Here is a 26,270-nt window from a genome sequence, read left to right on the forward strand (position 1 = left end):
GGCAAATGCAATGCTGGCGTCCGATCTGAAGAATGACCCTGTGCTGGTAGACCCCATCGACAGGCTCGTTTCCGCATACCGGCCGGGCTATGCGCTGGAGCGCCCGTTCTATTTCGATCCCGCGATCTTCGAGAGGGATATGGAACGGGTGTTTTTCCGCCACTGGCACTGTCTGGCGCATGAAAGCGTCATTCCCAATCCCGGCGATTTCGAGGTATTCAAGCTTGCCTCGGAAGCGGTGATCCTGACGCGCGGAGCGGATGGCAGCGTACATGCGCTGCTCAATCTCTGCCGTCATCGCGGGGCGGAGGTCTGCACCAAGGAGAAGGGCAATGCCAAGGCCTTCGTCTGTCCCTATCACGCCTGGACCTATGGCAATGACGGTGCGCTCAGGGCGGCACGACTGATGCCGAAGGACTTCGACCGGCAGGCGCACGGGCTGAAGAAGGTGCATGTGCGAGTGGTCGAAGGGCTGGTCTTCATTTCCTTTGCGAAGGAACCGCTCGATTTCAGCGAGGTCGAAGCGCTGCTGCACGCGACGTGCGGTCAATATGGCTGGGCGAGCGCGAAGGTCGCGCATCGGCAGAGCTATACGATCGACGCGAACTGGAAGCTTGCGGTCGAAAACTACGTCGAGTGCTATCACTGCGGGCCGGCCCATCCGGAGTATTCCGAAACGCATGCGCTGGAACAGCCGCTGCATATGATCGAGGAATTGAATGCGGTCATGGAAGCGCGGACCTGCGCGCTTGGCATCGAGATCGGATCGGGCAATCACTGGCAGTCTTCTGCCGGCGGCAAGGAAACGATCCATGCCTTCCGCTATGCCCTCTATGATGGCGTGAAGACCGGCAGCAAGGATGGCCAGCCGCTCAGCACCCTGATGGGGCGCTTCTCCGATTTCGATGGCGGCGTCACCTCGATCCATCTCGGCGGCACGAGTTTCCTCGTCTGCTATGCCGACCACGGCATGATCTATCGCTTCATCCCGAAGACGGTCGATACCTGCGAGATGGAACTGATCTGGCTGGTCGACGGCAAGGCCGAGGCGGGCATCGACTACGATTTCGAGAAGCTCACCTGGCTCTGGCGGGTGACGACCGACGAGGACAAGGCGATCATCGAACACACGGCGCGGGGCGTACGCTCGCATTTCTACGAGCCCGGACCGATTGCACCCATGGAGCAGAACGAGCTGCGCTACATCAACTGGTACCTCGAGGAGATCAGCCGTCCGTGACGACGGCTGATCGCTGGCTGTTGCGCGTCTTCCAGATGGTGCGCAGGAAGGCGGCGACGAACATGGCCGACATCAGGAGAACGATGGTCGGGGCGGGGGCGCTGTCGATCAGGAAGCTCAGATAGATCCCGGCGACCGATGCGGTCACGGCCACCGCCACGGCCGTCACCAGCATCGCCTGAAACCGTCGGGTGATCAGGAAGGCGATCGCGCCCGGAGCCACCAGCATGGCGACGGAAAGGATGATGCCGACGGCCTTCAGTGCGCCAACAACCGTGAGCGACAACACCGCCAGCAGGCCGTAATGCAGCAGCCGGACCGGCAGGCCGATGGCGCGGGCGTGCTGCGGATCGAAGGCCTGCACCAGAAGATCCTTGCGCAGGATCACCAGAAAGACCGTTGCGGCAAGCGCGATCAGGCCGGTTTCCAGAAGGTCGGACGGCAGGATGCCGAGCATGTCGCCGAACAGGATATGGTCGAGATGCACGTCGCTCTCTATCTTCACGTAAAGCACCAGTCCGAGGCCGAACATGCCGGAGAAGACGATGCCGAGGACGGTATCTTCCTTGATGCGGCTGTTTTCCTTGAGATAGCCGGTCAATAGCGCGCAGGTGAGGCCGGCGATGAAGGCACCGATGGCGAGCGGGATGCCGGCGATGTAGGCGATCACGATGCCCGGCAGGACGGCATGGGAGACCGCATCCCCCATCAGCGACCACCCCTTCAGCACCAGCAGGCAGGAGAGCAGCGCCATCGGCACGGCGATCATCAGGGTGATGACGAAGGCCGACTGCATGAAGGGAAGCTGGAAGGGCAGGATGAGAAGTTCGAGCGTGTCGTTCACCGGGCCGCCTCCGCTGATGCTGTGGGGCTGGCAAGCGCTGCGCGGGCGCGGCGGCGGGCGGCGAGGAGACCGTGCTTCGGCGCGAAGACGAAGGCGGTCAGGAAGATTGCGGTTTGCAGCACGACGATGACGCCGCCGGTCGCTCCGTCGAGGAAATAGCTGATGTATGCGCCGATAAAGCTCGTGGCCGCGCCAATTACGAAGGCCATGAGGATGAGGCGCTGGAAGCGGTCGGTGAGCAGGTAGGCGGTTGCACCCGGCGTCACCACCATGGCGATTACGAGGAAAGCACCGACTGTCTGGAGGGCGGCGACGGTCGAACCGGCGAGCAGAGTGAAGAAGATCACCTTCAGCAGATCCGGCCTGAGGCCGATCGAGCGGGCGTGGTTCTCGTCGAAGAAGGCGACCATGAAGTCCTTCCACTTGGCCGTCAGCACGATGAGGCTGACGCCGCCGATGATGACGAGCTGCAGCGTATCGGCCGGCGTGATCGCGAGGATGTTGCCGAGCACGATGGTCTGGATGTTCACCGAAACGGGGGAGAGCGAGACCATGAAAAGGCCAAGCCCGAAGAAGGAGGTGAAGATCAGGCCGATAATGGCGTCTTCCTTGAGGCGGGTTCGCTGGTTGAGGAAAAGCATGGCGGCTGCCGCGAGACCGCCGGAGATGAAAGCGCCGAAGGCGAAGGGCAGACCGAGCATGTAGGCACCGGCGACGCCCGGCACGATGGCATGAGAGAGGGCGTCGCCGATCAGCGACCAGCCCTTCAGCATCAGGTAGGAGGAAAGAAAACCGCAGACGCCGCCGACAAGCGCGCTGACGAAAATGGCGTTGCGCATGTAGTCATAGCCGAAGGGCTCAAGAAGGACGTCGATCATCGATGCCCTCCGCTTCCGGTATTTCCGTTCGGCTTTCCGTCGTGTTTTCTGTTTCCGGTGTGCTGTAGATGACGAAGGGACGTTCGTCGTCGGTGATGACCTTGACCTGCCGGCTGTCGGCATCGTCGTGCAATTCGGCGCCGCCCAGAACGAAGTGGCGGAGCGCGCCGCCGAAGGCGATCTTGAGGTTCTCTTCGTTGAAAGTTTCCTCCGTCCGGCCGGATGCGATGACGGTTCCTTTGACGAAGATGGCACGGTCGCAGAATTCCGGCACGCTGCCGAGATTGTGGGTGGAAACCAGCATGACGCGGCCTTCGGCCCTCAGATCCCGCATCAGCGCGATGATCTGTTCCTCGGTGGTGACATCGACGCCGGTGAAGGGTTCGTCGAGCAGGATCACTTGCCCTTCCTGGGCGAGCGCGCGGGCGAGGAAGACGCGCTTGCGCTGGCCGCCCGAGAGTTCGCCGATCTGGCGCTTGCGAAAATCGCTCATGCCGACACGGGCGAGCGCCTTGTCCACCATCTGGTGATCGCGGCGGCCGGGAATGCGCAGGAAATTCATGTGGCCGTAGCGGCCCATCATGACCACGTCCTCGACCAGAACGGGGAAGTTCCAGTCGACCTCCTCGGCCTGCGGAACATAGGCGACCAGGTTCTGGCGCAGGGCCTCGCGCACCGGCATTCCGAGCACCGAAATCTTGCCGGCCGCCAATGGTACGAAGCCCATGATGGCCTTGAAGATGGTGGACTTGCCGGCGCCATTGACGCCGACGAGTGCCGTGATCGTGCCCTTGGGAACGGCAAAGCTCGCATGGCGAAGTGCCGTGTGGCCGTTGCGATATGTGACGGTGATGTCGTCGGCGCGGATACCTTCCCGGGCGGCGGCCCTGCCTGCGTTTCCGGCGATCCCCGAGCTTCCCATAATCATTGTGTCAGGCCTTTTGCGACGGTGGCGACGGTCACGCGAAGAAGATCGATATAGGCGGGAACGGGGCCGTCGGCTTCGCTGAGGGAGTCGACATAGAGCACGCCGCCATATGTCGCGCCGGTTTCGGCGGCGACCTGACGGGCGGGCTTGTCGGACACCGTGCTCTCGCTGAAGACGACATGGATATTGTGTTCCCTGACAGCATCGACGACGGCGCGCACCTGCTGCGGGGAGCCCTGGCTGTCGGCATTGATCGGCCATAGATAGAGTTCCTTCAGGCCGAGATCGCGGGCGAGATAGGAGAACGCGCCTTCGCTGGTGACAAGCCAGCGCTTGTCGTCCGGCAGTGTGTCGATCTCGGCTTTCAACGGACCGATCTCCGCCTTGATCTTTTCGGAATAGGCGGCGGCATTGGCGGCATAGGCGGCGGCATTATCCGGGTCGGCATCGCTCAGCGCCTTGCGGATGTTCTCGACATAAAGAACCGCGTTTTCCGGAGACATCCATGCGTGCGGGTTCGGCTTGCCGTCATAGGCACCACCGGAAATGCTCATCGGCTGGATGCCGTCGCTGACGACAGCGGAGGGAACGTCACCGAGATTGGCGAGGAATTTCTCGAACCAGCGTTCGAGATTGAGGCCGTTCCACAGCACGAGGTTCGCGTCGCGGGCCTTCAGGATATCGCGCGGCGTTGGCTGGTAATTGTGGATCTCCGCGCCCGGCTTGGTGATGCTTTCGACATCCGCCGCATCGCCCGCAACATTCTTCGCCATGTCGGCGATGACCGTAAAGGTGGTGATGACCTTCAGGCGTTCGACCGCACCTGCTCCTTGAGGCAAGACGAACATTGCCAGAGCCGCCAGGGCTGGGAGGATGCGTAGCGACATTCAGGACTCCGAACGGTTTTTGCGAATAATTCGCAATAAAAGGTAGCGTGGATTTTCAGGTTGTCAACGCTATTGCGAATTATTTGCAACTAATCGCGAAGGGCGTGCCTCGATTGGTAGGGAGCGGAGCGTCAATTGAAGAGGATTGTTTCGCCGAGATTAAACCTTCTTCAACAACGTTGTGGCAAGTATCGCCCCAGTATTGCGTGAAACAGCGGGGCATCGCGATGTTGGGGTTTTCGGCGTGAAGGGTATCGGCAAGATCCATATCTCACGCAAACTTGTCCTCGCATTTGGCGGCGTGTTGGTGCTGTGCGGCACGACCGGCGCCGCTGCCGTCTATATCGGTGCGGACAAGATCCTTGGTCCTTCCTATGCCCAGCTTAACGGCCTTGCCTGTACTGAGGTAAAGACCGTCACGATAAAGAAGAAGGATCGTTTCTGGATCCGCAAGTACATCACCACAGTCGAAACCGAGGACGGCCTTGCGCGCGTCAAGACGGCATTGCGGGTGGCGAGTGCCATTCACGACCAAATGAAGCCGGACCTGATCCAGGTAGTGGTGCTCGATACCAAGGGGCCGAAGGCGCTGCCGGATATGCGCGGCCGTGCGGTGGGTGCTGATGTGCTCTTCATAGCTGACCCTTCCCATGTTCCCGGGGATGTGGGTGGACAGATGTTTACCGCCCGTTACATCGACAAGCAGGCGAATGAAATTGGCCAGTTCTACGGCGAGAAGATCAATCTGACGGAAGACGATATCGGCGAGTTGCTTTCCCGGCTCGACGACCAGGCGGACTGCATCAAGCCGGAAGTCGCTGCACCGGAAGGGCACGGTGCCGCTTCCGAGGGGCATGCCGAGGCAAAACCTGCCGAAGGTCATGGGGGAGCCAAGGAGGAAGGCGCGTCGTCGGGCCATGGCGAAGCGTCCGGCCATGGAGAAGCGCCCCCAGCCGAAGGTCATGGTGCGGAGGCTTCTGCCGAAGGACATGGCGAGGCTGCACCGGAAGGAACTGAGGCCACGAGCAAGGGCTGGTTCGCCTCGATCAAAGGCATGATCCTCGGAGGCGATAAGGAAGAAGCGGCCGCTCCCGGTTCTGAAGACCATGCAGCCGCACCTGCCGCCGAAGGCGAAGCGGGCCATGGTGAGCCTGTCACCGAACAGGCTGCAACCGAAGAAGGTGCCGGGCACGGCGAAGCGAAGCCGGTAGCTGCGGAAATGCCGCACGACACGACGGCGGGCAAGCAGGCCAGCGCCCATGGAGCCGAGGCGTCTGCTCCGGAACATGAAGTTGCCACCGCTCCGGTCGCTGCCGAGGCGACTAAGGGCTGGCTCGGCTCGGTCACTGGCATGATCTTCGGGGAGAAGGAAGCAAAGCCGCTGCCATTCGGAGGCGCTGGCCAGAAGATCGTACCTGCCGAGCAGGCGAGCGTTCCGGCAGCTCCGGCGGAAGAAGACGGTTCGCATGGCGAGCAGGCCGGTGAGCAGGCCCATGCGCCGGCAGCGAAGCCCGAGGAAGCGAAAAAGGCCGAAGCCCCCGTGACGGATCATGGGGGTGGCGAGATGAGCACCGAAGCCGATGCGGCGGGCGCTGCGTGGCTCGCGAAGATGCGTGCCGCCCCGGTCAAGGCTGCGACGGCTCCGGCGGAGCATGAGCCCTCCACCGATGCAGCAAAGGCGCATGACGAACCGCCGGCTGCCGGTATCCCGGCCGAGGACAGCCTCGTGCTGCCGCCCAAGGCAAGCGAGAGCAAGGATGCCAAGCAGCAGGCGGAAGCCAGTCACTGAGTGATATCGCGGAATGCCGCCCGGGCGGCATTCCGCGATGCCGCGGCCATGTTCGTCGCTATATGCAGTAGTAGGCTGGACTGCATAAGTCTTTGCGCTCCGGACACAGGCAAAAAAGGCGACCATGAGCGCCAGGCGCTAACTGAAATGTCGAATCCAAGTGGTTACTCGTGCTGTTTCTCTCTGTATCATGGGGCTTCGGGCGGTTTTCTGGTTGAAAATATCTTCGTGAAACGTTCCGCGTACTCACCTGTCGCAGGACGTTGATTTGCGACGTTGAGGCCATAATCCATGAATTATTCGGATTTGACTGGTGGCGGTGAACTTTTGACATGGTTCGGAGAGGTGCCAACCTTTCACGATGCCGAAATCATCAGCTTATCTCTTAACAGAAGCGGGACCAGCGAGCTGAGGATTCATGGTTGGGTCATGACCGATGACATTGATCCTGATGGCTACATCGTGCTCGACAAGCACGCGGTTGTAACGTTCACGTTCACCGACATCATGGATCTACAATTGGATGGTTTCAGCCGCCAAAACGTCATCGGAGGTCTCGTCCTTCAACGTGCGACGGATAGAGGTCGTGCCAGTTATTACGCCTTGCCAGAAGAGGAAGGTGACATCGAGATTGAATTGCTTCCCAGCTGCGGATTGGACGGTTTCATCAGAGCGAAACGGGTAGCGATTTCCTTCACGCCAAGGCGACCTGAAAAGGGATGACCAATCTCAGACTATCGTCTTCTTTTGGCGCGAAGCAGTAGGTTCGTCGCGCAAGTCCCAAATCTTGCGACAAAACGCCAACAGTAAATCCTCCTGGAAACTCCTGTCGCAAAACTCACTCGCATAAGTCAGAGTCTTGCGACAGAAAGCATTCCATATTTAGGTCCGGAGCGAGGCTATGAGCTGCCCTCCGGATTCCGGTCCCGCCTCAGTCCTTGTTGCGGCGGGCAGGGAAGAGGATGACGTCGCGGATCGACGGGGCGTTGGTCAGCACCATGATCAGGCGGTCGATACCGATGCCGAGACCGCCGGCGGGTGGCATGCCCTGGTCCATGGCGTCGAGGAACTCGTCATCGAGCGCCTTTTCCTTCTCGCCGCGAGCGTGGGCCTGGGTAAGCTGCTCGACCATGCGGGCGCGCTGTTCTTCCGGATCGTTGAGCTCGGAGAAGGCGTTGCCGAGTTCCCAGCCGTTGACATAAGTCTCGAAGCGCTCGACGAGGCGCGGTTCGCCCGGGACCTCCTTGGCGAAGGGCGATATGTCCTTCGGGAAGTCGATGACGTGAGCCGGCTGGATGAGGTCGCCTTCGACGGTTTCCTCGAAGATGAAGGCAAGGCATTCGCCCCAGGTCGCATCCTTCTCGACTTCGAAGCCGGCGTGGCGGGCAGCGGCGCGGGCTTCCTCATCCGTCTTGATGGCGAGGAAGTCGATGCCGGTCTTTTCCTTGACGGAACCCGGCATGGAGATGCGGCGGAACGGACCCTTGAAGGACAGGACCTTGTCGCCGTAGGGCACTTCCGTGGTGCCGTGGATGGCCGTCGCGAGGCTGGCGAACAGCCGCTCGACGAGGTCCATCACGTCCTCGTAGTCGGCATAGGCCCAGTAGCACTCCATCATGGTGAATTCGGGATTGTGCCGGGTCGAGACGCCTTCGTTGCGGAAGTTGCGGTTGATCTCGAAAATCTTGTCGGCAAGGCCGGAGACCAGCGTGCGCTTGAGGAACAGTTCCGGCGCGATGCGCAGGTACATGTCCATCTTCAGCGTGTTGTGGTGGGTTTTGAAGGGTTCGGCCGTCGCGCCGCCATAGATGGTCTGCAGCATTGGGGTCTCGACTTCCATGAAGCCGTCCGTTTCCATGAAACGGCGAACGCCGGAGATGATCTTAGACCGCTGCAGGAAGCGAAGCTTCGATTCCTCGTTGGTCAGAAGATCGAGGTGACGCTTGCGGTAGCGGATTTCGATGTCGGAGACGCCGTGCCACTTTTCGGGCATCGGCAGCAGCGTCTTCGTCAGCATGGTGATTTCGCGAGCGTTGATCGACAGTTCGCCGCGCTTGGTGCGGCGCACGGTGCCGGTGACGCCGATGATGTCGCCAAGGTCGATCAGCGCCAGCATGTTGCGGGCTTCTTCCGGGGTGACGTCCTTGTGGCTGAAGATCTGGATCTTGCCCGAGGCGTCATGGATGTCCATGAACATGCCGGAATTGCGCGAGGAATAGACGCGGCCGGCAACGGTCACGACGTCCTGCGTCTCGGTATCGGGCTCCAGGCCTTCGTATTTCGCCGAAAGCTCCGCGTTCGTCATGGTGCGGTGGAAATGCGCCGGATAGACGTCACCGATGGTTTCGCGCAGCTTGGCCAGCTTCTGGGCGCGCACTTCTGTGGCGTCGGAGGAAAGGGCGGTTTCGTTCTTCGTTTCAGACATTCATTCGTTCCTGTAACGGCTGTTTGCCGATCGAGACTTTCTTACTGCGCGCCGACCATCGAGGTCAGCACCTGCGATGCCACCTTGAGGCGCTGGCGCACGACCGAGCGGCCGAGAAGCGCCATGGAGTCGAACAGCGGAAGAGAACGCGAGCTGCCGGACACGGCGACGAAGAGCGGCGGGGTGACGACGCGCAACTTCTTGCCGAGACGGTCGGAAATGTCGCGCAATTCCTGCTCGATCGTCTCGACGTTCCATTCGAGGATCTTTTCGAGATCGAAAGCCACCGTGTTGACGATCTCAAGCGTTTCGGCCGGGGAAGTCTTGAGACCGGCGAAGGATGCGGGCGTCAGGCCGACATCATTCGCCAGCAGGAAGCCGGCGAGCTGCGGCAATTCGCCGAGCTTGGAGATGCGGCTCTGGGCAAGCTTCAGGCCTTCCGTCAGGCGATCGTTTTCCGATGCCCATTCGAAGACGCGCCCGAGGAACTCCTCGGGCGTCAGCTTCTCGCGCATCCAGCGGCCGTTCAGCCAGTCAAGCTTCTGCACGTCGAAGATCGCGCCGGCCTTGGAAAGGTTGTCCGGGTCGAACTTTTCGGCAAGCTCGTCCATATCAAGCATCTCCTCGCCTTCGGCGATCTGGATGAAGAACAGGCCGAGGAAGTTCATCAGGGCTTCCGGCAGATAGCCGAGGGCCGAGTAATAGGAGATCGAGGTCGGGTTCTTGCGCTTCGACAGCTTGGACTTGTCGGCATTGCGCATCAGCGACAGGTGCATGAACTTCGGCGGCTCGAGACCGAGATACTTGTAGATCAGGATGTGCTTCGGCACCGAAGCCAGCCATTCCTCGCCGCGGGCGACGTGGGTGATCTTCATCAGGTGGTCGTCAACGACGTTCGCCATGTGATAGGTCGGCATGCCGTCGGCCTTGAGCAGAACCTGCATGTCGACGGCTTCCCACGGGATAGAGACGTCGCCATAGACGCCATCGTTGAAGTCGCAGGAGCCTTCGGTCGGGATCTTCATGCGCACGACGGAGGGCTCACCGGCTTCCATGCGCTCGGTGACTTCCTCGGCCTTGAGGTTCAGGCAGTGACCGTCATACTTCGGCGGCAGGCCCTTGGCGCGCTGGGCTTCCCGCATCATTTCCAGGCGTTCCGGCGTGCAGAAGCAGCGGAAGGCGTGGCCGTCGCGAACCATCTGCTCGACGAAGGGGCGGTAGATATCCTTGCGCTCGGACTGGCGGTAGGGGCCATAGGGGCCGCCGACATCGGGGCCTTCGCTCCATTTCAGTCCCGTCCATTTGAGCGCGTCCAGCACCTTCTGCTCGAATTCCGGCGTCGAGCGGGTGGCATCGGTGTCCTCGATGCGCAGGATGAACTCGCCGCCCATCTTCTTTGCGAAGAGGTAGTTGAAGAGAGCGATGTAGACGGTGCCTACATGCGGCTCGCCGGTCGGGGAAGGTGCGATACGGACGCGAACGCCGGAAGTGCTCATGGTATCTTGCTCGTGGTGACGTGCGGGATAATCGAGCGCAATGCGCAGGATCAGCGAATAAGGGAAAATTTCGGGCGGAATCCGTTAAAAGGCGTCGCCGAGCGCACCAATTGCCGTATTTTCCGCAGGCAGGCTTAGGCCATATTCAGCCGCAGGCGTCAAGGGAAACTGCGTGCGCGGCGGATCATGGCAGCCCTGCCGGCAGGGCAGGGCGATGCCGCTTCACATTTTTTTCGGTTCTTTCGGAACCAGGGGTGTTTTGTCTCGTTTCATATCGCGAACGCGGGTTGTGCCAACCGGACGCGACGGTGATGGGGAACATGGAGATTTTTCCGGTTTCTCTCTGTGGCCAACGAATTGGCAGACGAGCCCCTTAATCGTCCGACCCGTGTTCTCCCCGATCCCCTACCTGCGAGGCCTGCACCCATGGTGCGGGCCTCTTTTTTGATCTGTTTTGCCAAGAGTATTGCCGGCGAAAACGGCGGCTCTTTCAATGCTCCATCTCTTGGTCTTCTCGCAATCCGCGACGCAAAACCGGTGCACGCCTTGGCTGGAGTTGCTCTAAGTCACAGGCCAAACGAGAAGCAGAACGGGGATGCTGACCACGACGATGAGAATGGAGAGCGGCAGGCCGAGACGAGCATAGTCGCCGAACCGGTAACCGCCGGGACCCATGACGAGTGTGTTGCATTGATGGCCGATGGGCGTGAGGAAATCGCAGCCGGCGCCGATGGCGACCGCCATCAAAAAGGCGTCCGGCCTATAGCCGAGGCCGGTCGCGAAGCTGGCGGCGATCGGTGCCATGACCAGAACGGTGGCTGCATTGTTGAGAAAAGGCGTCACGGCCATCGCCGTCACCAGAATGAGGGTCAGCGCGCCATAGGCGGGCATACCTTCCGCCGTGCGCTCGAGCCAGCCAGCGATCACGTCGCTCGCTCCCGTCGTCTTCAGCGTCTCCGAAACCGGGATCAGGGCGCCGAGCATGACGAGGATCGGTCCATCGATGGCACGGTAAATCTCGCTCAGAGGAATGACCTTCAGGATCACCATGGCAACTGCTGCGGCGAAGAAGGCGACTGCGACAGGAGCGATACCGAGTGCCGTCGCGGCCATGGCAACCGCAAGGATCGCAAGTGGCAGAATTGCGTTGCGCGGGGTGCCGAGCAGGATCTCGCGCTCGGCAAGCGGCAGGCAGCCGAGTTCGAGCAAAAGTCCCGGAAGCGCCTGTCTCTGGCCCTGGAGAAGGACGACGTCGCCGGAGCGCAACGTGAGCTGGCCCAGCCGCTCGCGGATGCGCTTGCCCTGCCGGCTGACCGCCAGCAGGTTGACGCCATAGGTATTGAACAGTGAGAGGTCGCGAGCAGAAAGGCCGATGAGCGCGGAGTCACGACTGATGACTGCCTCTATCGAAGTGATTTCGCCGCCTTTGTCGCCGCTGTCGATCGGTCCGCCAGAGAGGGAAAGGTTTGCCCGCGATACGATGCCGTCGAGCGCCTCGGACGGGCCTTCCAGCAGCAGCGCGTCGTTTTCCTTGAGCCTCACGTCGGGAAAGGGAGAGATGCGGGTGTGTCCGCGCAGGATCGCGGCGACGATCACCTCTCCCGCGCCGAGGGAAAGAAGTTCGTTCAGGGTTTTGCCGACGAAAGGCGACTGTTTGCCGAGCGTGGCCTCTGTCGAGAAAGTTGAACTTTCGAGTGCCTCCTGCAGCGAGGGTGTCTGGTTCTCCCGTCTGGGCACAAGCCAATAGAAGAAGATCAGGAAGACGATGCCGGCCAGGGCCAGAGTGGCGCCGACCGGGGTGAAGTCGAACATGGTAAAGGGAGCGCCAGAGATTTCGGCGCGCAGCCGCGAGACGACGATGTTCGGCGAGGTGCCGATCTGGGTCATCAGGCCGCCGAGCAATGCGCCGAACGCCATCGGCATCAGGAAGATCGAAGCCTGTATGCCGGAACGGCGGGCGAACTGGAAGGCGACCGGCATCATGATCGCCAGCGCGCCGATGTTCTTGATGAAGGCGGAAAGTACCGTCACGGTCACGAGCAGGAGCAGCATCTGCGCGCGGACCGAGGTCAGTGTTGGGAAGAAACGCTTGATGGCGGCGTCGACGATGCCGGAACGGGCCACCCCGGCGCTTACAACCAGAGCGCTGCCGACGATGACGACGATATCGTCGGAAAAACCGGAAAATGCATCCGCTGCCGGCACCAGCCCCAGGGCGACGGCGATCAGCAAGGTCGCGCAGGCAACAATGTCATATCGGAAGTGACCCCAGAGAAAAGTCGCCATCATGATGGCGATGACGGCGAATGCGAGGATCTGTTCGGTTGTCATCGGGCTCCGGAGAGGTTGCAGCGAGCAGCAGGTGGGCGTCGGGGAGGAAATGTCGCGCCCGGCCCGTTTGTTCCCAAGTCCGATCCCGGGCGGGTCGGAAAAGAAAATGGCCCGCGACGAGGCGGGCCATTCAACGAGGGACTTGCAAGGCTCAATGCAGCTTCTTTGCCGCTTTCGCCGCCTGTCGCTTGCGTCGGGCGAGCATGTTGAGCCCTTCGACCAATCCGGAGAAGGCCATGGCGGCGTAGATGTAGCCCTTGGGTACATGAAAGCCCATACCGTCGGCAATCAGGGTTGTGCCGATCATCAGCAGGAAGCCGAGCGCCAGCATGACGATGGTCGGGTTCTTCTCGATGAAGTTGGCAAGCGGCGTGGCGGCGACCAGCATGACGGTGACGGCGATGATGACGGCAGCCACCATGATCGGCAGATGCGGGGTCATGCCGACGGCGGTGATGATGCTGTCGACCGAGAAGACGAGGTCGAGAAGCAGGATCTGGCCGATGGCGGCGGCGAAAGTGCCGTTCCGGGACGATGCAATGAAGTCCTCCCCCTCTTCCTGGGGATCGACATTGTGATGGATTTCCTTGGTTGCCTTCCAGACAAGGAACAGGCCGCCACCGATCAGGATGATGTCCTTCCACGAAAAGCCGTGTCCGAACGCCTCGAAGACGGGCGCGGTCAGCTTGACAATCCAGGCGACCGTTCCAAGCAGGGCGAGACGCATGACGAGCGCCAGGCCGATACCGATACGGCGGGCCTTTTCACGTTGCTCCGGTGGAAGCTTGTTGGTCAGAATTGAAATGAAAACGAGGTTGTCGATACCAAGGACCACCTCCATGATGACGAGGGTGATCAGGGCGATCCAGGCGGCGGGATCCTGAAGCAGAGCAGTGATTTCCTGCATGAGCTCTTTCCGGTTAGCAGTTTCGGGCCGAGGTCAACAAATGGAGCACTGCCCCACAGAGAACAAGGGCGCCAAGGGCTTGTGCGGAAAAAACTTGCTGTGATGTGGCGTCAGGACTTCCGGTCGGGGCCGTAAGCCGACATGAAAACGTAAATCGCGCTGTCCACGACGCGTTCGATTTCCGCCTGATCGGGGACAGTTTGCAGCTCGTTGAACAGCTTTAGCTTGAAATAGGTTCCCGTCGACAGGTCGATGTACTGCCGTGCTGCAAGTTCCGTGTCGACGGACTGGATTGCACCCTCCGCCATCTTCCGGCGCAGGAACTCCTCGAGAACCGTGCGGGCGTTCGCAGGGGCTCCCGACAGGAAGCGATGGCATACGCCGGGCATCCGGTCCACCACGCCGAGAACGGTACGCATGGCCGGGATCATGTCGCCGGTCAGGATCTGGCGGGCAAAGGCGAGGCCGAAGCGGCGAAGGCCGTCCTCCGCGTCCCTGCTGTCGGCGAGCATGTCGCGCAGCGTTTCGGTAAAGCGGCCCTTCTCGCGCTCGATCAGTGCAGCGAACAGGTCTTCCTTGCTGTCGAAGTAGACGTAGATGGTGCCCTTGGAAACGCCGGCCTCGCGGGTGACGTCGTTCATGCTGGCGGCATCGAAGCCCAGCTTCATGAAGACCCGCTTGGCGCCGTCCAGGATCTGGCCGCGCTTTACCGGGTCTTCTCCCGCAGCAAAGCGGCTGGAAGAGGGGGCGACGGAAGCTGTGTCCGTTACGGCTAGATCTGAGACCTTTTTGGGTTGGCGAGCCATGGGTGTCCGAAAATTAACGAAATTGAACCAGAGGCGGCGCATCGGGCTCTGTTGCCACTTGATATGTGCTAAAAAAGCCTCTATGTCAATCGAACCGAACGGTTCAGTTCGATTAAGTTTATGCGAGCGAGCAATATCCATGACAGGGTCTCAGAGGGCTGGCGCGGTTCGCGCCGTCGAAAGCGTTGAAGAGCAGGCTACGGTTGCCGAAGCGCCGAGGGAGGTGACGGCGGCTGCGGCCGAAGCCCCGACTGTGGCGGCGCCGGTGAAGGAAAAGAAGCGTCGCAGTCCGGTCTTGCCGGTGGTTCTGCTCGCGCTTCTGGGCGGTGCCGGGTGGTACGGCTACCACTGGTGGACCGATGGCCGCTTTATGGTTTCGACCGAAGACGCCTATATCGAGGGCGACATCGCGATCATCGCGCCGAAGGTTTCCGGCTATATCGCTTCCGTTCCCGTCAAGGACAACCAGATCGTCAAGGCCGGCGATCCGCTCGTCGTGCTCGATGATGGTGACTATCGCATTGCTGTTAATCAGGCGGAGGCAGCGCTGAAAAGCCAGCATCTGACGCTTGACCGTATCGACGCCCAGATCAAGGGTGGAGAGGCCGCCCTTGAGCAGGCGAAGGCGCAGAAGCAATCATCGGTGGCAAGCCTCGATCTGGCGCAACTCTCTTTCAAGCGGGTCAGCGGACTGCAGGCTCAGAGCGTCGTTTCCGCTGCCGATCTCGATAGCGCCAAGACATCGCTGGAACAGGCGCAGGCCAATGTCACGGCCTCCGATGCGAACATTGCATCGGCGGATGCTCAGATCGCTGTGCTCAAGGCGCAACGTGCCGAAGCAGAAGCTGGCATCCGCTCGGCCGAGTTGACGCTGGAAAAGGCCCAACGCGACCTCGATTTCACGGTGCTCAAGGCGCCTTATGATGGTGTCGTCGGCAATCTGGCCGTTCAGGTCGGCGATCTCGTTTCGACCGGCAAGCGTCTGGCGGCTCTGGTGCCGGTTCAGGACCTTTATATCGAGGCGAATTTCAAGGAGACCCAGATCGCCCATCTGGTTCCGGGGTCGAAGGTGAGCATTCACGTCGATGCCTATGGCGATAAGCCGCTCGAAGGTACCGTCAGTTCCATCGCGCCGGCGTCCGGTTCGGTCTTCTCGATGCTTCCGGCGGAAAATGCCACGGGCAACTTCACCAAGGTCGTCCAGCGCGTCCCCGTCCGCATCGCGCTTCCGGAAGAGGCGTTGAAGGAAGGGCACCTGCGTGCCGGCCTGAGCGTGATCGTCGACGTCGATACGCGCACGGCCCCGGCCGGGGCGGCTGTAGCGTCAAACTGACGGCAGAGAAGGAAGCCCGGTCATGGCGACTGCAGGCACGGTGACGGCGGGCGGCGGAATTGCCGCGCCCGCCGCTGAGCGCATGGACCCGAAGCGTATCGTCGCGTTCTTCGCGATGGTGTTCGGCATGTTCATGTCGATCCTCGACATTCAGATCGTTTCGGCCTCGCTTGCCGAGATCCAGGCCGGCCTTGGCGCCGGCTCGGACGAGGTCGCCTGGGTGCAGACTTCCTATCTGATCGCGGAAGTCATCATGATTCCTCTGTCGGGTGCACTTGCGCGCATTCTCTCCACGCGTGTTCTGTTTGCCTTTTCCGCGGCCGGCTTCACCATGGCGAGCGCGCTGGCCGCGACCGCCACCAATATCGAGCAGATGATCGTCTATCGTGCGATCCAGGGTTTCATCGGCGGCGGTATGATCCCGTCGGTCTTTGCTGCTGCCTTCACGATCTTTCCGCCGTCGAAGCGGGCCATCGTGTCGCCGATCATCGGCCTCGTCGCGACGCTTGCGCCGACCATCGGACCGACCATCGGCGGCTATATCAGCCATGCCATGTCGTGGCACTGGTTGTTCCTCATCAACGTGGTGCCCGGCATCATCGTGACCGCTCTTACCTGGAGCCTTATCGATTTCGACAAGCCCGACCACAGTCTGCTGAAGAAATTCGACTGGTGGGGGCTGCTGACCATGGCCGTGTTCCTCGGCTCCATGGAATATGTTCTCGAAGAGGGCAACAACAAGGACTGGTTCGGCGACGAGCATATCGTCATGGGAACTGTTGCCATGGTGATCGGCGGATTGATCTTCTTCTACCGCGTCTTCAAGGTGGATTTTCCGGTCGTCGATCTCAGGGCGTTCAGCAATCGCAACTTCGCCTTCGGCTCGCTCTTTTCGTTCATCATGGGCGTCGGTCTTTACGGGCTCACCTATCTCTATCCGCTCTATCTCGGGCGCATTCGTGGCTACGATTCGTTGATGATCGGCGAGACGATGTTTGTTTCAGGCGCCGCGATGTTCTTCACCGCTCCCGTCGCTGGTGCGCTTTCGACGAAGCTCGACCCGCGTGTGATGATGATGATCGGTTTCGCGGGTTTCGCTACGGGCACCTATCTGATGACCGGCGTCACGGCTGACTGGGATTTTTATGAACTGCTGATACCGCAGATCCTGCGCGGTTGCTCGCTCATGCTGTGCATGGTCCCGATCAACAATATCGCGCTCGGAACGCTGCCGCCGGACCGCATGAAGAACGCTTCGGGCCTGTTCAACCTGACCCGTAACCTCGGCGGCGCCGTCGGTCTGGCGATCATCAACACAATGCTGACGCAGCGGTCCGACGAGCACTACGCCCGGCTTTCCGAGCACATTACTTGGAGCAATCCGGAAGCGCTCGACTGGCTGTCCAGCGTCGGCGCGAACTACGACAGCTACGGCCTCGACGGTTCGGTGACGGCGATCAAGAAGCTTTCCGGTCTGGTGACGCAGCAGTCGTGGCTCCTGTCCTTCATGGATGTGTTCATGGGACTGACGCTTCTGTTTTCGGCCCTGATCTTCCTGACGCTGCTCATCAAGAAGCCGAGTAGCGCAGGCCCCGCGGGTGGCGGTCACTAACAACATTCTCCACGTTTCCAGCAAATCCACCGCCGCCGGGACCGTCGCCTTCGGGCGGCGGTCCTCGTGTTTCTGGATGGAATCTGAGGTACGTACATCATATTTTGATTTACGTACCTCAGATGATCGGCTAGAAGACGCGTCCGGAGGACATGATGAAGCCGACAGTTTACGACATCGCGACTACTGCGGGCGTTAGCCTCGCCACCGTCGATCGGGTGTTGAACCGTCGGCCGGGGGTCAGTGCGCGCACCCGCGAGAAGGTCGATGCGGCGATTGCCTCGCTCGGTTTCGTGCGCGACATGGCTGCCGCCAATCTGGCGAAGGGGCGGATCTATCCGCTTGTCTTCATCTTGCCGTCCAACGACAATTCCTTCATGCGCCTGATCGAGACAGAGGTGCGTAGCGCCATGCAGCGCTCGGCGCTCGAACGTACCGATATCCGCATCCTGGATGTGCCTGCCTTCGACACTGCTGCCCTCGTAGAGGCACTCGACGGGGTGGTCTTGGAGAGGCCGGCAGGTGTTGCCCTCGTCGCCGTGGATGCGCCCGAGGTCGTTGCCGCCGTTGATCGGCTGACGGACGCGGGTACCCCGGTGGTGACACTGGTTTCCGATCTGCCGGCATCCCGGCGGGTTCACTATGCCGGCATCGACAACATTGCCGCGGGGCGAACGGCGGCGAGCTTGCTCGGGCGTTTTGCCGGTGAGAAGGATGGACCGATTGCGGTTCTCGCCGGTTCGATGCTGGTGCGCGACCACCGGGAGCGTCTGGAAGGGTTCCGACAGGTGATGACCGAGAGCTATCCGCATCTCAGGCTTCTCGATGTCATCGAAGGACGCGACGATCCGGCGACCGTCGAACGTCTGCTGTTGGAGCTGTTTCAAGAGCATGGAGATGTGCGCGGCATCTATAGCCTTGGCGCTGGCAATCGCGGTCTCATCAAGGCGTTGCGGCAGACGATGTTCGGCCGCCGGCCGTCCGTTATCGCCCATGAATTGACGGAGACGACGCGGCTAGGGCTGGCCGAGGGACTGGTCGATGCCGTTCTCAATCAGGACGCCGGCCATGAAGTGCGCAGCGCCATCCGAGTGCTGAAGGCGGAGGCCGACGGTTCCCATGTGCTGGCGGCGCAGGAGCGAATCCGCATCGACATTTTCTTGAAGGACAACCTGCCGTAACGGCAGGAGATAAGGGAGGATCGCAATGTATCTGGGACTGGATCTAGGCACGTCTGGCGTCAAGGCGTTGTTGATCGACGCGGATCAGAAGGTCATCGGCTCCGCCAACGGGGCGCTCGACGTTTCGCGGCCGCATTCCGGCTGGTCGGAGCAGGAGCCTGCCGACTGGATACGGGCGACGGAGGAGGCCATTGCCGGCCTCAAGGCCCAGCATCCGAAGGAATTGGCGGCGGTGAAGGGCCTCGGCCTTTCCGGCCAGATGCATGGCGCGACGCTGATCGACGCTTCCGACAAGGTGCTCCGTCCCTGCATTCTGTGGAACGACACCCGTTCCTTCGAGGAGGCCGCCGCGCTCGACGCCGATCCGCGCTTTCGCAAGATCACCGGCAACATCGTATTCCCCGGTTTTACCGCGCCAAAACTCGTCTGGGTGGCGAAGCATGAACCGGAAATCTTTTCCAAGGTGGCGAAGGTGTTGCTGCCCAAGGACTATCTGCGGCTCTGGCTGACGGGCGAATACATTTCGGAAATGTCGGATTCTGCCGGAACCTCGTGGCTCGATACGGGGGCTCGCAAATGGTCTTCGGAGTTGCTAGAGGCGACGGGCCTCAGCGAAAGCCAGATGCCGTCTCTGGTGGAAGGAACCGAGGCTGGCGGAACCTTGCGCGCCGGGCTTGCATCCGATTGGGGCATGGGGTCGGGCGTGGTGGTGGCCGGCGGGGCAGGGGACAACGCCGCCTCCGCCTGCGGCATGGGTACGGTTTCCGAGGGGCAGGCCTTCGTCTCGCTCGGCACGTCGGGAGTACTCTTTGCCGCCAATGGTTCCTACCTGCCGAAGCCGGAAAGCGCGGTGCATGCCTTCTGCCACGCGCTGCCGGGAACCTGGCACCAAATGGGCGTCATTCTCTCGGCCACCGATGCGCTGAACTGGCACGCCGGGGTGACGGGCAAGGGCGCGGGCGAGCTGACTGCCGAACTCGGCGACACGCTGAAGGCGCCGTCGGGCGTTACGTTCCTTCCCTACCTCTCCGGCGAGCGCACGCCGCATAACGATGCGAGAATTCGCGGCGCCTTCATCGGCCTGGGCCATGAGAGCGGTCGGGCTGTGCTGACTCAGGCGGTGCTCGAAGGTGTCTCCTTCGCCATCCGCGACAATCTGGAGGCTCTGAAGTCGGCAGGCACCCGGATCGGCCGGGTGACGGCGATCGGCGGCGGTTCTCGCTCGCGCTACTGGCTGGCCTCGATTGCGACTGCGCTTGGTGTTCCTGTCGATATTCCGGCGGACGGCGATTTCGGGGCTGCTTTCGGCGCCGCCCGTCTGGGCCTCATCGCTGCGACCGGAGCGAACCCGCTTTCCGTCTGCACCGCGCCGGAGACAGCCGAGACCATCGAGCCGGTTTCAGCGCTGGGCGGAGCTTACGAGGAGGCCTACGGGCGCTACCGGGCGCTTTATCCGGCGATCAGGCCATTGGCTCAATAATTGTCTCATCGGGAGGGAAGAAACCCCTCCCCAACACTTCCCCAGAAGGGGGAGGGACTCTGTTGCCTTCTACGCCGCCGTTGCGGATGACGATGACGGTTCCGCCCGTTTTCTCCCCCCTTGTGGGGGAGATGCCGGCAGAAGGAGGGGGACTTGGCTTTTACATTCAACAGGAGGAAATACTCATGAGCACAGGCTTTTTCGGCGATATCCAGAAAGTGAAATACGAGGGACCGGACAGCACCAATCCGCTGGCCTATCGCTATTACAATCCTGACGAGGTGGTTCTCGGCAAGCGGATGGAGGACCATTTGCGCTTCGCCATCGCCTATTGGCACACCTTCACATGGCCGGGCGGCGATCCGTTCGGCGGACAGACTTTTCAGCGTCCGTGGTTCTCCGACACCATGGAAGCGGCGAAGCTCAAGGCTGACGTCGCCTTCGAATTCTTCCAGCTGCTTGGCGCGCCGTTCTACTGCTTCCACGATGCCGACGTGCGTCCGGAAGGCCGGAATTTTGCCGAGAACACCAAGAACCTCAACGAAATCGTCGACTACTTCGCCAGGAAGCAGGCCGAAACCGGCGTGAGGCTGCTCTGGGGCACGGCGAACCTGTTCTCCAATCGTCGCTTCATGAGCGGTGCGGCGACCAATCCAGACCCGGATGTTTTCGCCTTCTCGGCGGCAACCGTGAAGACCTGCCTCGACGCCACCATGCGCCTCGACGGTGACAACTACGTTCTGTGGGGCGGCCGCGAGGGCTATGAAACGCTGCTCAATACCGACCTGAAGCGCGAACTGGACCAGCTTGGCCGCTTCCTCAACCTCGTAGTCGAGTACAAGCACAAGATCGGCTTCAAGGGTACGATCCTGATCGAGCCGAAGCCGCAGGAACCGACCAAGCACCAGTACGACTACGACGTCGCAACCGTCTATGCCTTCCTGCAGAAGAACGGGCTCGAAAAGGAAGTGAAGGTCAACATCGAGCAGGGCCATGCCATCCTCGCCGGCCATTCCTTCGAGCATGAACTTGCCATGGCGAACGCCTTTGGCATTTTCGGTTCGATCGACATGAACCGCAACGACTACCAGTCGGGCTGGGATACAGACCAGTTCCCCAATAATGTGCCGGAAATGGCGCTGGCCTATTACCACGTCCTCGCGGGCGGCGGTTTCACGACCGGCGGCACCAATTTCGACTCCAAGCTCCGTCGCCAGTCGCTCGATCCGGCCGACCTGCTCTATGGCCACATCGGCGGCATGGATTGCTGCGCCCGCGGCCTGAAGGCGGCGGCGAAGATGATCGAGGATCGTGCGCTGTCGAAGCCGCTCGAGGAGCGTTATGCCGGCTGGGAAAGCCCCGAGGCACAGAAGATGTTGCGCGGTGAATATTCGCTCGATGAGATTGCTGCGAATGTCGAAAAGGCGGACATCAATCCTGAACCGCGCTCCGGCCGTCAGGAATACCTGGAAAACGTGGTCAACCGCTACGTCTGATCGGCGTTTCTGATTTAATGCCAGGGTCGGGGTGCGAAAGTGTCCCGGCCCCTTCCGTCGATAGGGCTTGCTGCATCAGCCGGGGCGATGAGTCTTGATATAGTCCACGAATGCGCGCAGCGGTGTCGGCATCAGGCGGCGTTCCGGATAGTAAAGGAAGGGGCCGGAGAAGCTTAGCCACCACGGCTCGAGCACCGGCAACAATTCGCCGCTGTCGAAATGCGGTTTCAACCAGTCTTCGAACAGAGGAAAGATGCCCGCGCCAGATATGGCGGCGCGGATGCCGAGTTCGCTTGCGTCTCCTGCCTGCACGACCAGTTGCCCATTGGGCTCGACGACAAGCGTCTCGTCATCCTTCTCGAATTCCCAAGGCATGACGGGGCGTCCGGCGAAGCGGCTGCGGATGCAGTTGTGCGCGAGCAGGTCGTGGGGATGCTGTGGATGACCGTGGGCTTCCAGATAGGCAGGAGAGGCACTGAGGGCGTAGCGCTGCAGGCGTGGGCCGATCGGGACGGCGATCATATCCCGCGCCAGGCGTTCGTCATAACGAATGCCGGCATCGTAACCGGCTGCTATCACATCAATCAGGCTTTCCTCGGTATCGATTTCCAGCCGGATGTCGGGATAGGCTGCCAGGAAGCCGGGAACGATCGCTGGCAGCACCAATCTGGCGGCACTGGCAGGCACATTCAGCCTTAGCGTACCGGCGGCCCGGCCATCGAAACTCCTGACATGTTCCAATGCCGCTCCGATTTCACCGAAGGCAGGGGCGATGCGCTCCATCAGCCCGCGACCGGCATCGGTGGGCACGACCGCGCGTGTGGTGCGGTTGAGCAGGCGTATGCCGAGCTGGGCTTCCAAACGGCGCACCGCGTCGCTCAATGCCGAGGCGCTGGTGCTGCCCAGACGCGCGGCCTCGCGAAATCCGCCGGCGCGGGCGACCGCGAGAAAAGCGCTGACATCGCTCATTTCGGGTGCGTTGACCATCGTGTCTCCTGATCACTGTCCTGTTTTTCGGACGGCCCGTCCGGATTGCCTCCTATTATCCTTAAAGTGTGGGTGCCGTACATATGTGACCATCACACAACGGGAGAAATCGACATGGCCACTCTGACAAAAGCCGGCAGCTTCGAACTGGGCAACCTCACCGTCAAGCGTCTCGGTTACGGGGCCATGCAATTGGCTGGCCCCGGCGTCTTCGGTCCTCCTAAGGATCGGGCAGAGGCCATTGCCGTCCTGCGCGAGGCCGTCGAGGGCGGGGTCGACCACATCGACACCAGCGATTTCTACGGCCCGCATGTCACCAACCAGATCATTCGCGAGGCTTTGCACCCTTATGCTGACGATCTTGTCATCGTCACCAAGGTCGGTGCGGTGCGCGGTGACGATGGCTCATGGAAACCGGCTTTTTCGAAGGAGGCTCTCACCCGGGCCGTGCACGACAATTTGAAGAACCTGGGACTCGACGCACTCGACGTCGTGAACCTGCGGGCGATGTTCGACGTGCATGGCCCGGCCGAGGGTGATCTTGAAGAACCCTTGACCGCACTTGCCGAGTTGCAGCAGCAGGGGCTGGTCAAGCATATCGGCCTTTCCAATGTCACGGCCAAGCAGGTGGCGGACGGCCGCAAGATCACCGCGATCGTCTGCGTGCAGAACCAGTACAATCTCGCCAATCGCGGCGACGACGCCCTGATCGAGCAGCTGTCGGACGAGGGGACGGCCTATGTGCCGTTCTTCCCGCTGGGCGGCTTCTCGCCGTTGCAGTCCTCGACCTTGTCCGACGTGGCAGGAAGGCTGGAACTCACGCCGATGCAGGTGGCGCTCGCCTGGCTGCTGAAGCGGTCGCCGAACATCCTGTTGATCCCAGGCACCTCGTCCCGCATCCATCTGCGGCAGAATCTCGCCATCGCAGATGTCGATCTGCCTGCGGACGTGATGGCGGAACTGGACGGGATCGGTTCGGCGGGGTGAGGTCCGCTGAGGAGGGCGGCGACGGTCCTTTCTCGCACAGGTCGAGGTCAAACTACCGCCAGGACCGACATCTCGCGACCACCGACAGTTGGCCTGACCGTTGCCGTTTACCTGAACCGGACAGCCGTGGCCTTTCCCGAGGAGTCCGGAAGTGAGGGCATCCTCGGGACTGCGGCCGTCACCCGATCGCGGTGATCTCAAGCTCCTGGCCGTTCATGCTGACGACATCGCCGACGGCCTTGCCGATCAAGAGCTTGGCCACTGGGGAGACATAGGAGATGGAGCCGGCCTTGGGGTCGGCTTCGTCCTCTCCAACGATACGATAGGTCTGCACCCGGCCATCGTCGCGCTCGAAGGTGACCGTGCCGCCGAAGGCGACGATATCAGTGGAGGCAGGCGGCGGCACAAGCTGTGCGGAACGAACACGCTCCGCCAGATAGCGCAGGTCGCGCAAGGGGCCGGCGGTCTGCCGGCGCTTCTCGTTGACGTCCTCGATGCCGTTTGCCGCCTCAAAGGCTTCTCTGGCCTGCCGGAGTTGAAGTTCCAGAGCCTTCAAACCCGCTTCCGTCACGAGGTTCGGATGAGGCGAGATCGGCCGATCCGGCAAAAGGGTTTCTGCGGCCGTTTCGGCACTCTCTTCCTTGACGAAGGCTACACTCAATCTCGAACTCCGTTCCGCCGCGCGGTGTCTTTTCGTGTACAGGCTTTCAGCCCAATATCTGTGGGCGCACACTATATGGCAAACGTGGTCCGGCTGACAAATCGACCGCAGTCGGGTGGCTGTCGGCGATCAGGTTTTCGACAGCAGCAAACGGATACCGGCAAAGCCGAAGACCATGGCGAGCGTACTTTCCACCCATCGGCGGGATTTCCTGTAGGCGCGTCCCATGACCGCCGTCGAGAACATCAGGGCATAGCCGATGAAGACCGAAAATCCGATCACCGCGCAGCCGCCGACGATGGCGGCGAGGGTGTAGGCAGGAGCATCGGGACGCAGGCCGAGGGACATGATGGCGATCCATCCGAGAATGGATTTCGGGTTGGTGAGGTGCAGCAGGAGGCCCTTGCGATAAAGCGCTGACAATGTGACGGTGGCGTCAGTTCTCATCGGCGCCCCCCCGGGCAATAGGGCGGATTTTGCCGATTTGTAGGCAAGATAGAGAAGGTAGAGGCCGCCCGCGATCTTGATCACGAAGAGTGCTTCGGCATAGCGCGTCAAAATGGTGGAAATACCGGTGGCAGCCAGCGCCGCCCAGAACATGCTGCCGGTGAGGATACCAAGCGCCAGGGCGACGGCTGACGCCCGACCCCGATTCATGGCAACGCCCATGATGGCCATGTTGCTCGGGCCGGGACTGGCGACTGCGATCAGATATGTGATGTAGACGAGCAGGAGGTGATGAAGGTGCTCAAGATACAAGACGCTCGCTCCGATTCAGTCGCCGGCACCGTGCCTGGCGTTTTCGAAACTATAGCGGCTGGCATCGGTCCGTAAACAAGCCCGATCTGCACCTTTCAGATAAAAGCGCGGGTAAAACCCATGAACACGGGGCGTCGATCATCTCACCTCTTGCCCGGTGCGGTCACCGATCCGCGGACGATCAGGTCCGGCAGGATGAGGATCTCGCGTTTTTCGGTGAGCGGTTTGGCCAGTGTTTCGAGCAGCAGTTCCATCGCCTGCTTGCCGATCGCCGTGCGGGGCTGACGAATGGTGGTGAGAGGCGGATTGAGAAAGGTCGCCTGCGGCACGTCGTCGAAGCCGATCACCGAGAAATCGCGGGGCAGGTCGTAGCCGCGGGCGGAGAGCCCGTTGATGACGCCGACGGCGGTCGCGTCATTCACGCACATGAAGGCCGTGGGCAGGGTGTCGCGCATGAAAAGCTGCTCGACGGCGAGCCTGCCGCTTTCGATGGAGCCTTCGCCATCAAGCACCATGCGCTGGGCCTGCGGAATGCGGGCGGCATCAAGCGCGAGGTCGTAACCCTTTCGCCTGCGCACATGGCCGAGCCTGGTTTTGGAATCGCCAACGAAGGCGATGGAGCGGTGGCCCGAGGCCAGCAGATATTCGGCAGCCTTGCGGGCGCCGGCCGTATCATCGACGCCGACATAGGGAATAGAGCTGCCGAAGACAGGTTCGAAGACGGCGACGGAGGGCGGCAGACGGGTGGTCAGCACCTGATGGCCGAAGGGCTGGTGGCCGGTGAACAGCAGCAGGCCGGCCGCCTGTCCGGAATTCAGGAACTTCAGATATTCGAGCCCGCGTTCCGGGTCGTTCTGGGTGTGGCCGATCAGTACGCCATAGCCATGGGCGCGCGCCTCGTTCTCCAATCCGATCAGGATACTGGAAAAGTTCGGATCGCCGATATCGGGCGCCAGAACGAGGATCATGTTGGAGCGACCCATGCGCAGGCTGCGGGCCATGGCATTGGTCGTATAGCCGGTGATCGCAATCGCCTGGTTGACGCGCTGGCGGGTGGATTTCGCCACCTTTTCCGGCGTGTGGATGGCCCGGCTGACCGTCGCGATGGAGACTTCCGCCAGACGGGCGACATCCTCGATCGTTGCGGGCTGGGAATTCGACACGGCCATGGTCCCGTTTGCGTGGGTTTTGAATGGCTTGCGACCTTCGGGGACATCTTGCAACCGCGAAAGCGGAAGGCAAT

The 26,270-nt window shown here is 61.3% G+C and carries 22 protein-coding genes; 9 read left to right on the forward strand and 13 right to left on the reverse strand.

The genetic code is table 11. From position 1 onward, the window contains the following. The first annotated feature begins 10 nt into the window (after nt 1–10). Nucleotides 11–1,240 (forward strand): aromatic ring-hydroxylating oxygenase subunit alpha, encoded by a 1,230-nt coding sequence (locus H4I99_RS07910; RefSeq protein ID WP_163901007.1) that lies wholly within the window; start codon nt 11–13, stop codon nt 1,238–1,240. Here H4I99_RS07910 and H4I99_RS07915 read toward each other — a convergent pair. The 4 genes from H4I99_RS07915 to H4I99_RS07930 are packed head-to-tail and all read right to left on the reverse strand — an operon-like array spanning nt 1,227 to nt 4,777. Next, nucleotides 1,227–2,084: a metal ABC transporter permease gene (locus H4I99_RS07915; protein WP_163901004.1), complete on the reverse strand. Its 858-nt coding sequence runs from the start codon at nt 2,082–2,084 to the stop codon at nt 1,227–1,229. The genes H4I99_RS07910 and H4I99_RS07915 overlap by 14 nt on opposite strands. Then, entirely contained in the window at nt 2,081–2,962 is an 882-nt protein-coding gene (locus tag H4I99_RS07920; RefSeq protein ID WP_163901002.1) for a metal ABC transporter permease, read from the reverse strand. The genes H4I99_RS07915 and H4I99_RS07920 overlap by 4 nt, the downstream gene beginning before the upstream one ends. Further along, entirely contained in the window at nt 2,943–3,890 is a 948-nt protein-coding gene (locus H4I99_RS07925) for a manganese/iron ABC transporter ATP-binding protein (RefSeq protein WP_244624978.1), read from the reverse strand. The genes H4I99_RS07920 and H4I99_RS07925 overlap by 20 nt, the downstream gene beginning before the upstream one ends. Next, a complete protein-coding gene (locus tag H4I99_RS07930) occupies nt 3,887–4,777 on the reverse strand; it encodes a metal ABC transporter substrate-binding protein (protein WP_163901000.1) in 891 nt (296 codons plus the stop codon). Before H4I99_RS07930 ends, H4I99_RS07925 begins: the two co-directional genes overlap by 4 nt. 244 nt (nt 4,778–5,021) lie before the next feature. Here H4I99_RS07930 and H4I99_RS07935 point away from each other — a divergent pair, with 244 nt between their 5' ends. Next, nucleotides 5,022–6,566 carry a putative sodium/potassium/calcium exchanger gene (locus H4I99_RS07935; protein WP_163900998.1) on the forward strand — a complete coding sequence of 515 codons (1,545 nt, stop codon included), beginning with the start codon at nt 5,022–5,024 and terminating at the stop codon, nt 6,564–6,566. Nucleotides 6,567–6,857: 291 nt separating this feature from the next. After that, nucleotides 6,858–7,289, forward strand: coding sequence for an Imm50 family immunity protein (locus H4I99_RS07940; RefSeq protein ID WP_163900996.1), 432 nt, complete (start codon nt 6,858–6,860; stop codon nt 7,287–7,289). Nucleotides 7,290–7,497: 208 nt separating this feature from the next. On the opposite strand, the gene lysS is transcribed toward H4I99_RS07940, so the two are convergent. The 5 genes from lysS to H4I99_RS07965 all read right to left on the reverse strand — a co-directional run bounded on the left by lysS (nt 7,498) and on the right by H4I99_RS07965 (nt 14,531). Then, entirely contained in the window at nt 7,498–8,991 is a 1,494-nt protein-coding gene (gene lysS / locus H4I99_RS07945; protein WP_163900994.1) for a lysine--tRNA ligase, read from the reverse strand. Between the two features lie 41 nt (nt 8,992–9,032). Continuing rightward, nucleotides 9,033–10,487 (reverse strand): glutamate--tRNA ligase, encoded by a 1,455-nt coding sequence (gltX, locus tag H4I99_RS07950; RefSeq protein WP_163900992.1) that lies wholly within the window; start codon nt 10,485–10,487, stop codon nt 9,033–9,035. 561 nt (nt 10,488–11,048) lie between these two features. Then, the gene (locus tag H4I99_RS07955) at nt 11,049–12,818 is read right to left on the reverse strand and encodes an SLC13 family permease (RefSeq protein ID WP_163900990.1); all 1,770 of its coding nucleotides are present in this window, start codon (nt 12,816–12,818) and stop codon (nt 11,049–11,051) included. A gap of 151 nt (nt 12,819–12,969) precedes the next feature. Next, nucleotides 12,970–13,725 carry a TerC family protein gene (locus tag H4I99_RS07960; RefSeq protein ID WP_163900988.1) on the reverse strand — a complete coding sequence of 252 codons (756 nt, stop codon included), beginning with the start codon at nt 13,723–13,725 and terminating at the stop codon, nt 12,970–12,972. Between the two features lie 110 nt (nt 13,726–13,835). After that, the gene (locus H4I99_RS07965; protein ID WP_163900986.1) at nt 13,836–14,531 is read right to left on the reverse strand and encodes a TetR/AcrR family transcriptional regulator; all 696 of its coding nucleotides are present in this window, start codon (nt 14,529–14,531) and stop codon (nt 13,836–13,838) included. 139 nt (nt 14,532–14,670) lie between these two features. On the opposite strand from H4I99_RS07965, the gene H4I99_RS07970 reads away from it, so the two are divergent. The 5 genes from H4I99_RS07970 to xylA all read left to right on the forward strand — a co-directional run bounded on the left by H4I99_RS07970 (nt 14,671) and on the right by xylA (nt 21,633). Continuing rightward, a complete protein-coding gene (locus tag H4I99_RS07970; RefSeq protein WP_186663259.1) occupies nt 14,671–15,864 on the forward strand; it encodes an HlyD family secretion protein in 1,194 nt (397 codons plus the stop codon). Nucleotides 15,865–15,886: 22 nt separating this feature from the next. Next, nucleotides 15,887–17,476, forward strand: a complete 1,590-nt coding sequence (locus H4I99_RS07975; RefSeq protein ID WP_163900982.1) for a DHA2 family efflux MFS transporter permease subunit — start codon at nt 15,887–15,889, stop codon at nt 17,474–17,476. Nucleotides 17,477–17,631: 155 nt separating this feature from the next. Further along, a complete protein-coding gene (locus H4I99_RS07980) occupies nt 17,632–18,657 on the forward strand; it encodes a LacI family DNA-binding transcriptional regulator (protein ID WP_163905833.1) in 1,026 nt (341 codons plus the stop codon). 25 nt (nt 18,658–18,682) lie between these two features. Further along, nucleotides 18,683–20,137 (forward strand): xylulokinase, encoded by a 1,455-nt coding sequence (gene xylB, locus H4I99_RS07985; RefSeq protein ID WP_163900980.1) that lies wholly within the window; start codon nt 18,683–18,685, stop codon nt 20,135–20,137. Nucleotides 20,138–20,322: 185 nt separating this feature from the next. Further along, entirely contained in the window at nt 20,323–21,633 is a 1,311-nt protein-coding gene (xylA, locus tag H4I99_RS07990; protein WP_163900978.1) for a xylose isomerase, read from the forward strand. 75 nt (nt 21,634–21,708) lie between these two features. On the opposite strand, the gene H4I99_RS07995 is transcribed toward xylA, so the two are convergent. Further along, nucleotides 21,709–22,620 (reverse strand): LysR family transcriptional regulator, encoded by a 912-nt coding sequence (locus H4I99_RS07995; RefSeq protein WP_244624979.1) that lies wholly within the window; start codon nt 22,618–22,620, stop codon nt 21,709–21,711. Nucleotides 22,621–22,734: 114 nt separating this feature from the next. Here H4I99_RS07995 and H4I99_RS08000 point away from each other — a divergent pair, with 114 nt between their 5' ends. After that, entirely contained in the window at nt 22,735–23,607 is an 873-nt protein-coding gene (locus H4I99_RS08000; RefSeq protein ID WP_163900976.1) for an aldo/keto reductase family oxidoreductase, read from the forward strand. A gap of 178 nt (nt 23,608–23,785) precedes the next feature. On the opposite strand, the gene greA is transcribed toward H4I99_RS08000, so the two are convergent. The 3 genes from greA to H4I99_RS08015 form a co-directional block, all read right to left on the reverse strand. Continuing rightward, the gene (greA, locus tag H4I99_RS08005) at nt 23,786–24,268 is read right to left on the reverse strand and encodes a transcription elongation factor GreA (protein ID WP_163900975.1); all 483 of its coding nucleotides are present in this window, start codon (nt 24,266–24,268) and stop codon (nt 23,786–23,788) included. Nucleotides 24,269–24,397: 129 nt separating this feature from the next. Then, entirely contained in the window at nt 24,398–25,027 is a 630-nt protein-coding gene (locus tag H4I99_RS08010; RefSeq protein ID WP_244624980.1) for a LysE family translocator, read from the reverse strand. A gap of 143 nt (nt 25,028–25,170) precedes the next feature. After that, nucleotides 25,171–26,190 (reverse strand): LacI family DNA-binding transcriptional regulator, encoded by a 1,020-nt coding sequence (locus H4I99_RS08015; RefSeq protein ID WP_163900973.1) that lies wholly within the window; start codon nt 26,188–26,190, stop codon nt 25,171–25,173. Between the last annotated feature and the right edge of the window lie 80 nt (nt 26,191–26,270).

The sequence above is a fragment of the Paenirhizobium daejeonense genome (assembly GCF_014280875.1).
GTDB classification, from domain to species: Bacteria; Pseudomonadota; Alphaproteobacteria; order Rhizobiales; family Rhizobiaceae; genus Allorhizobium; species Allorhizobium daejeonense.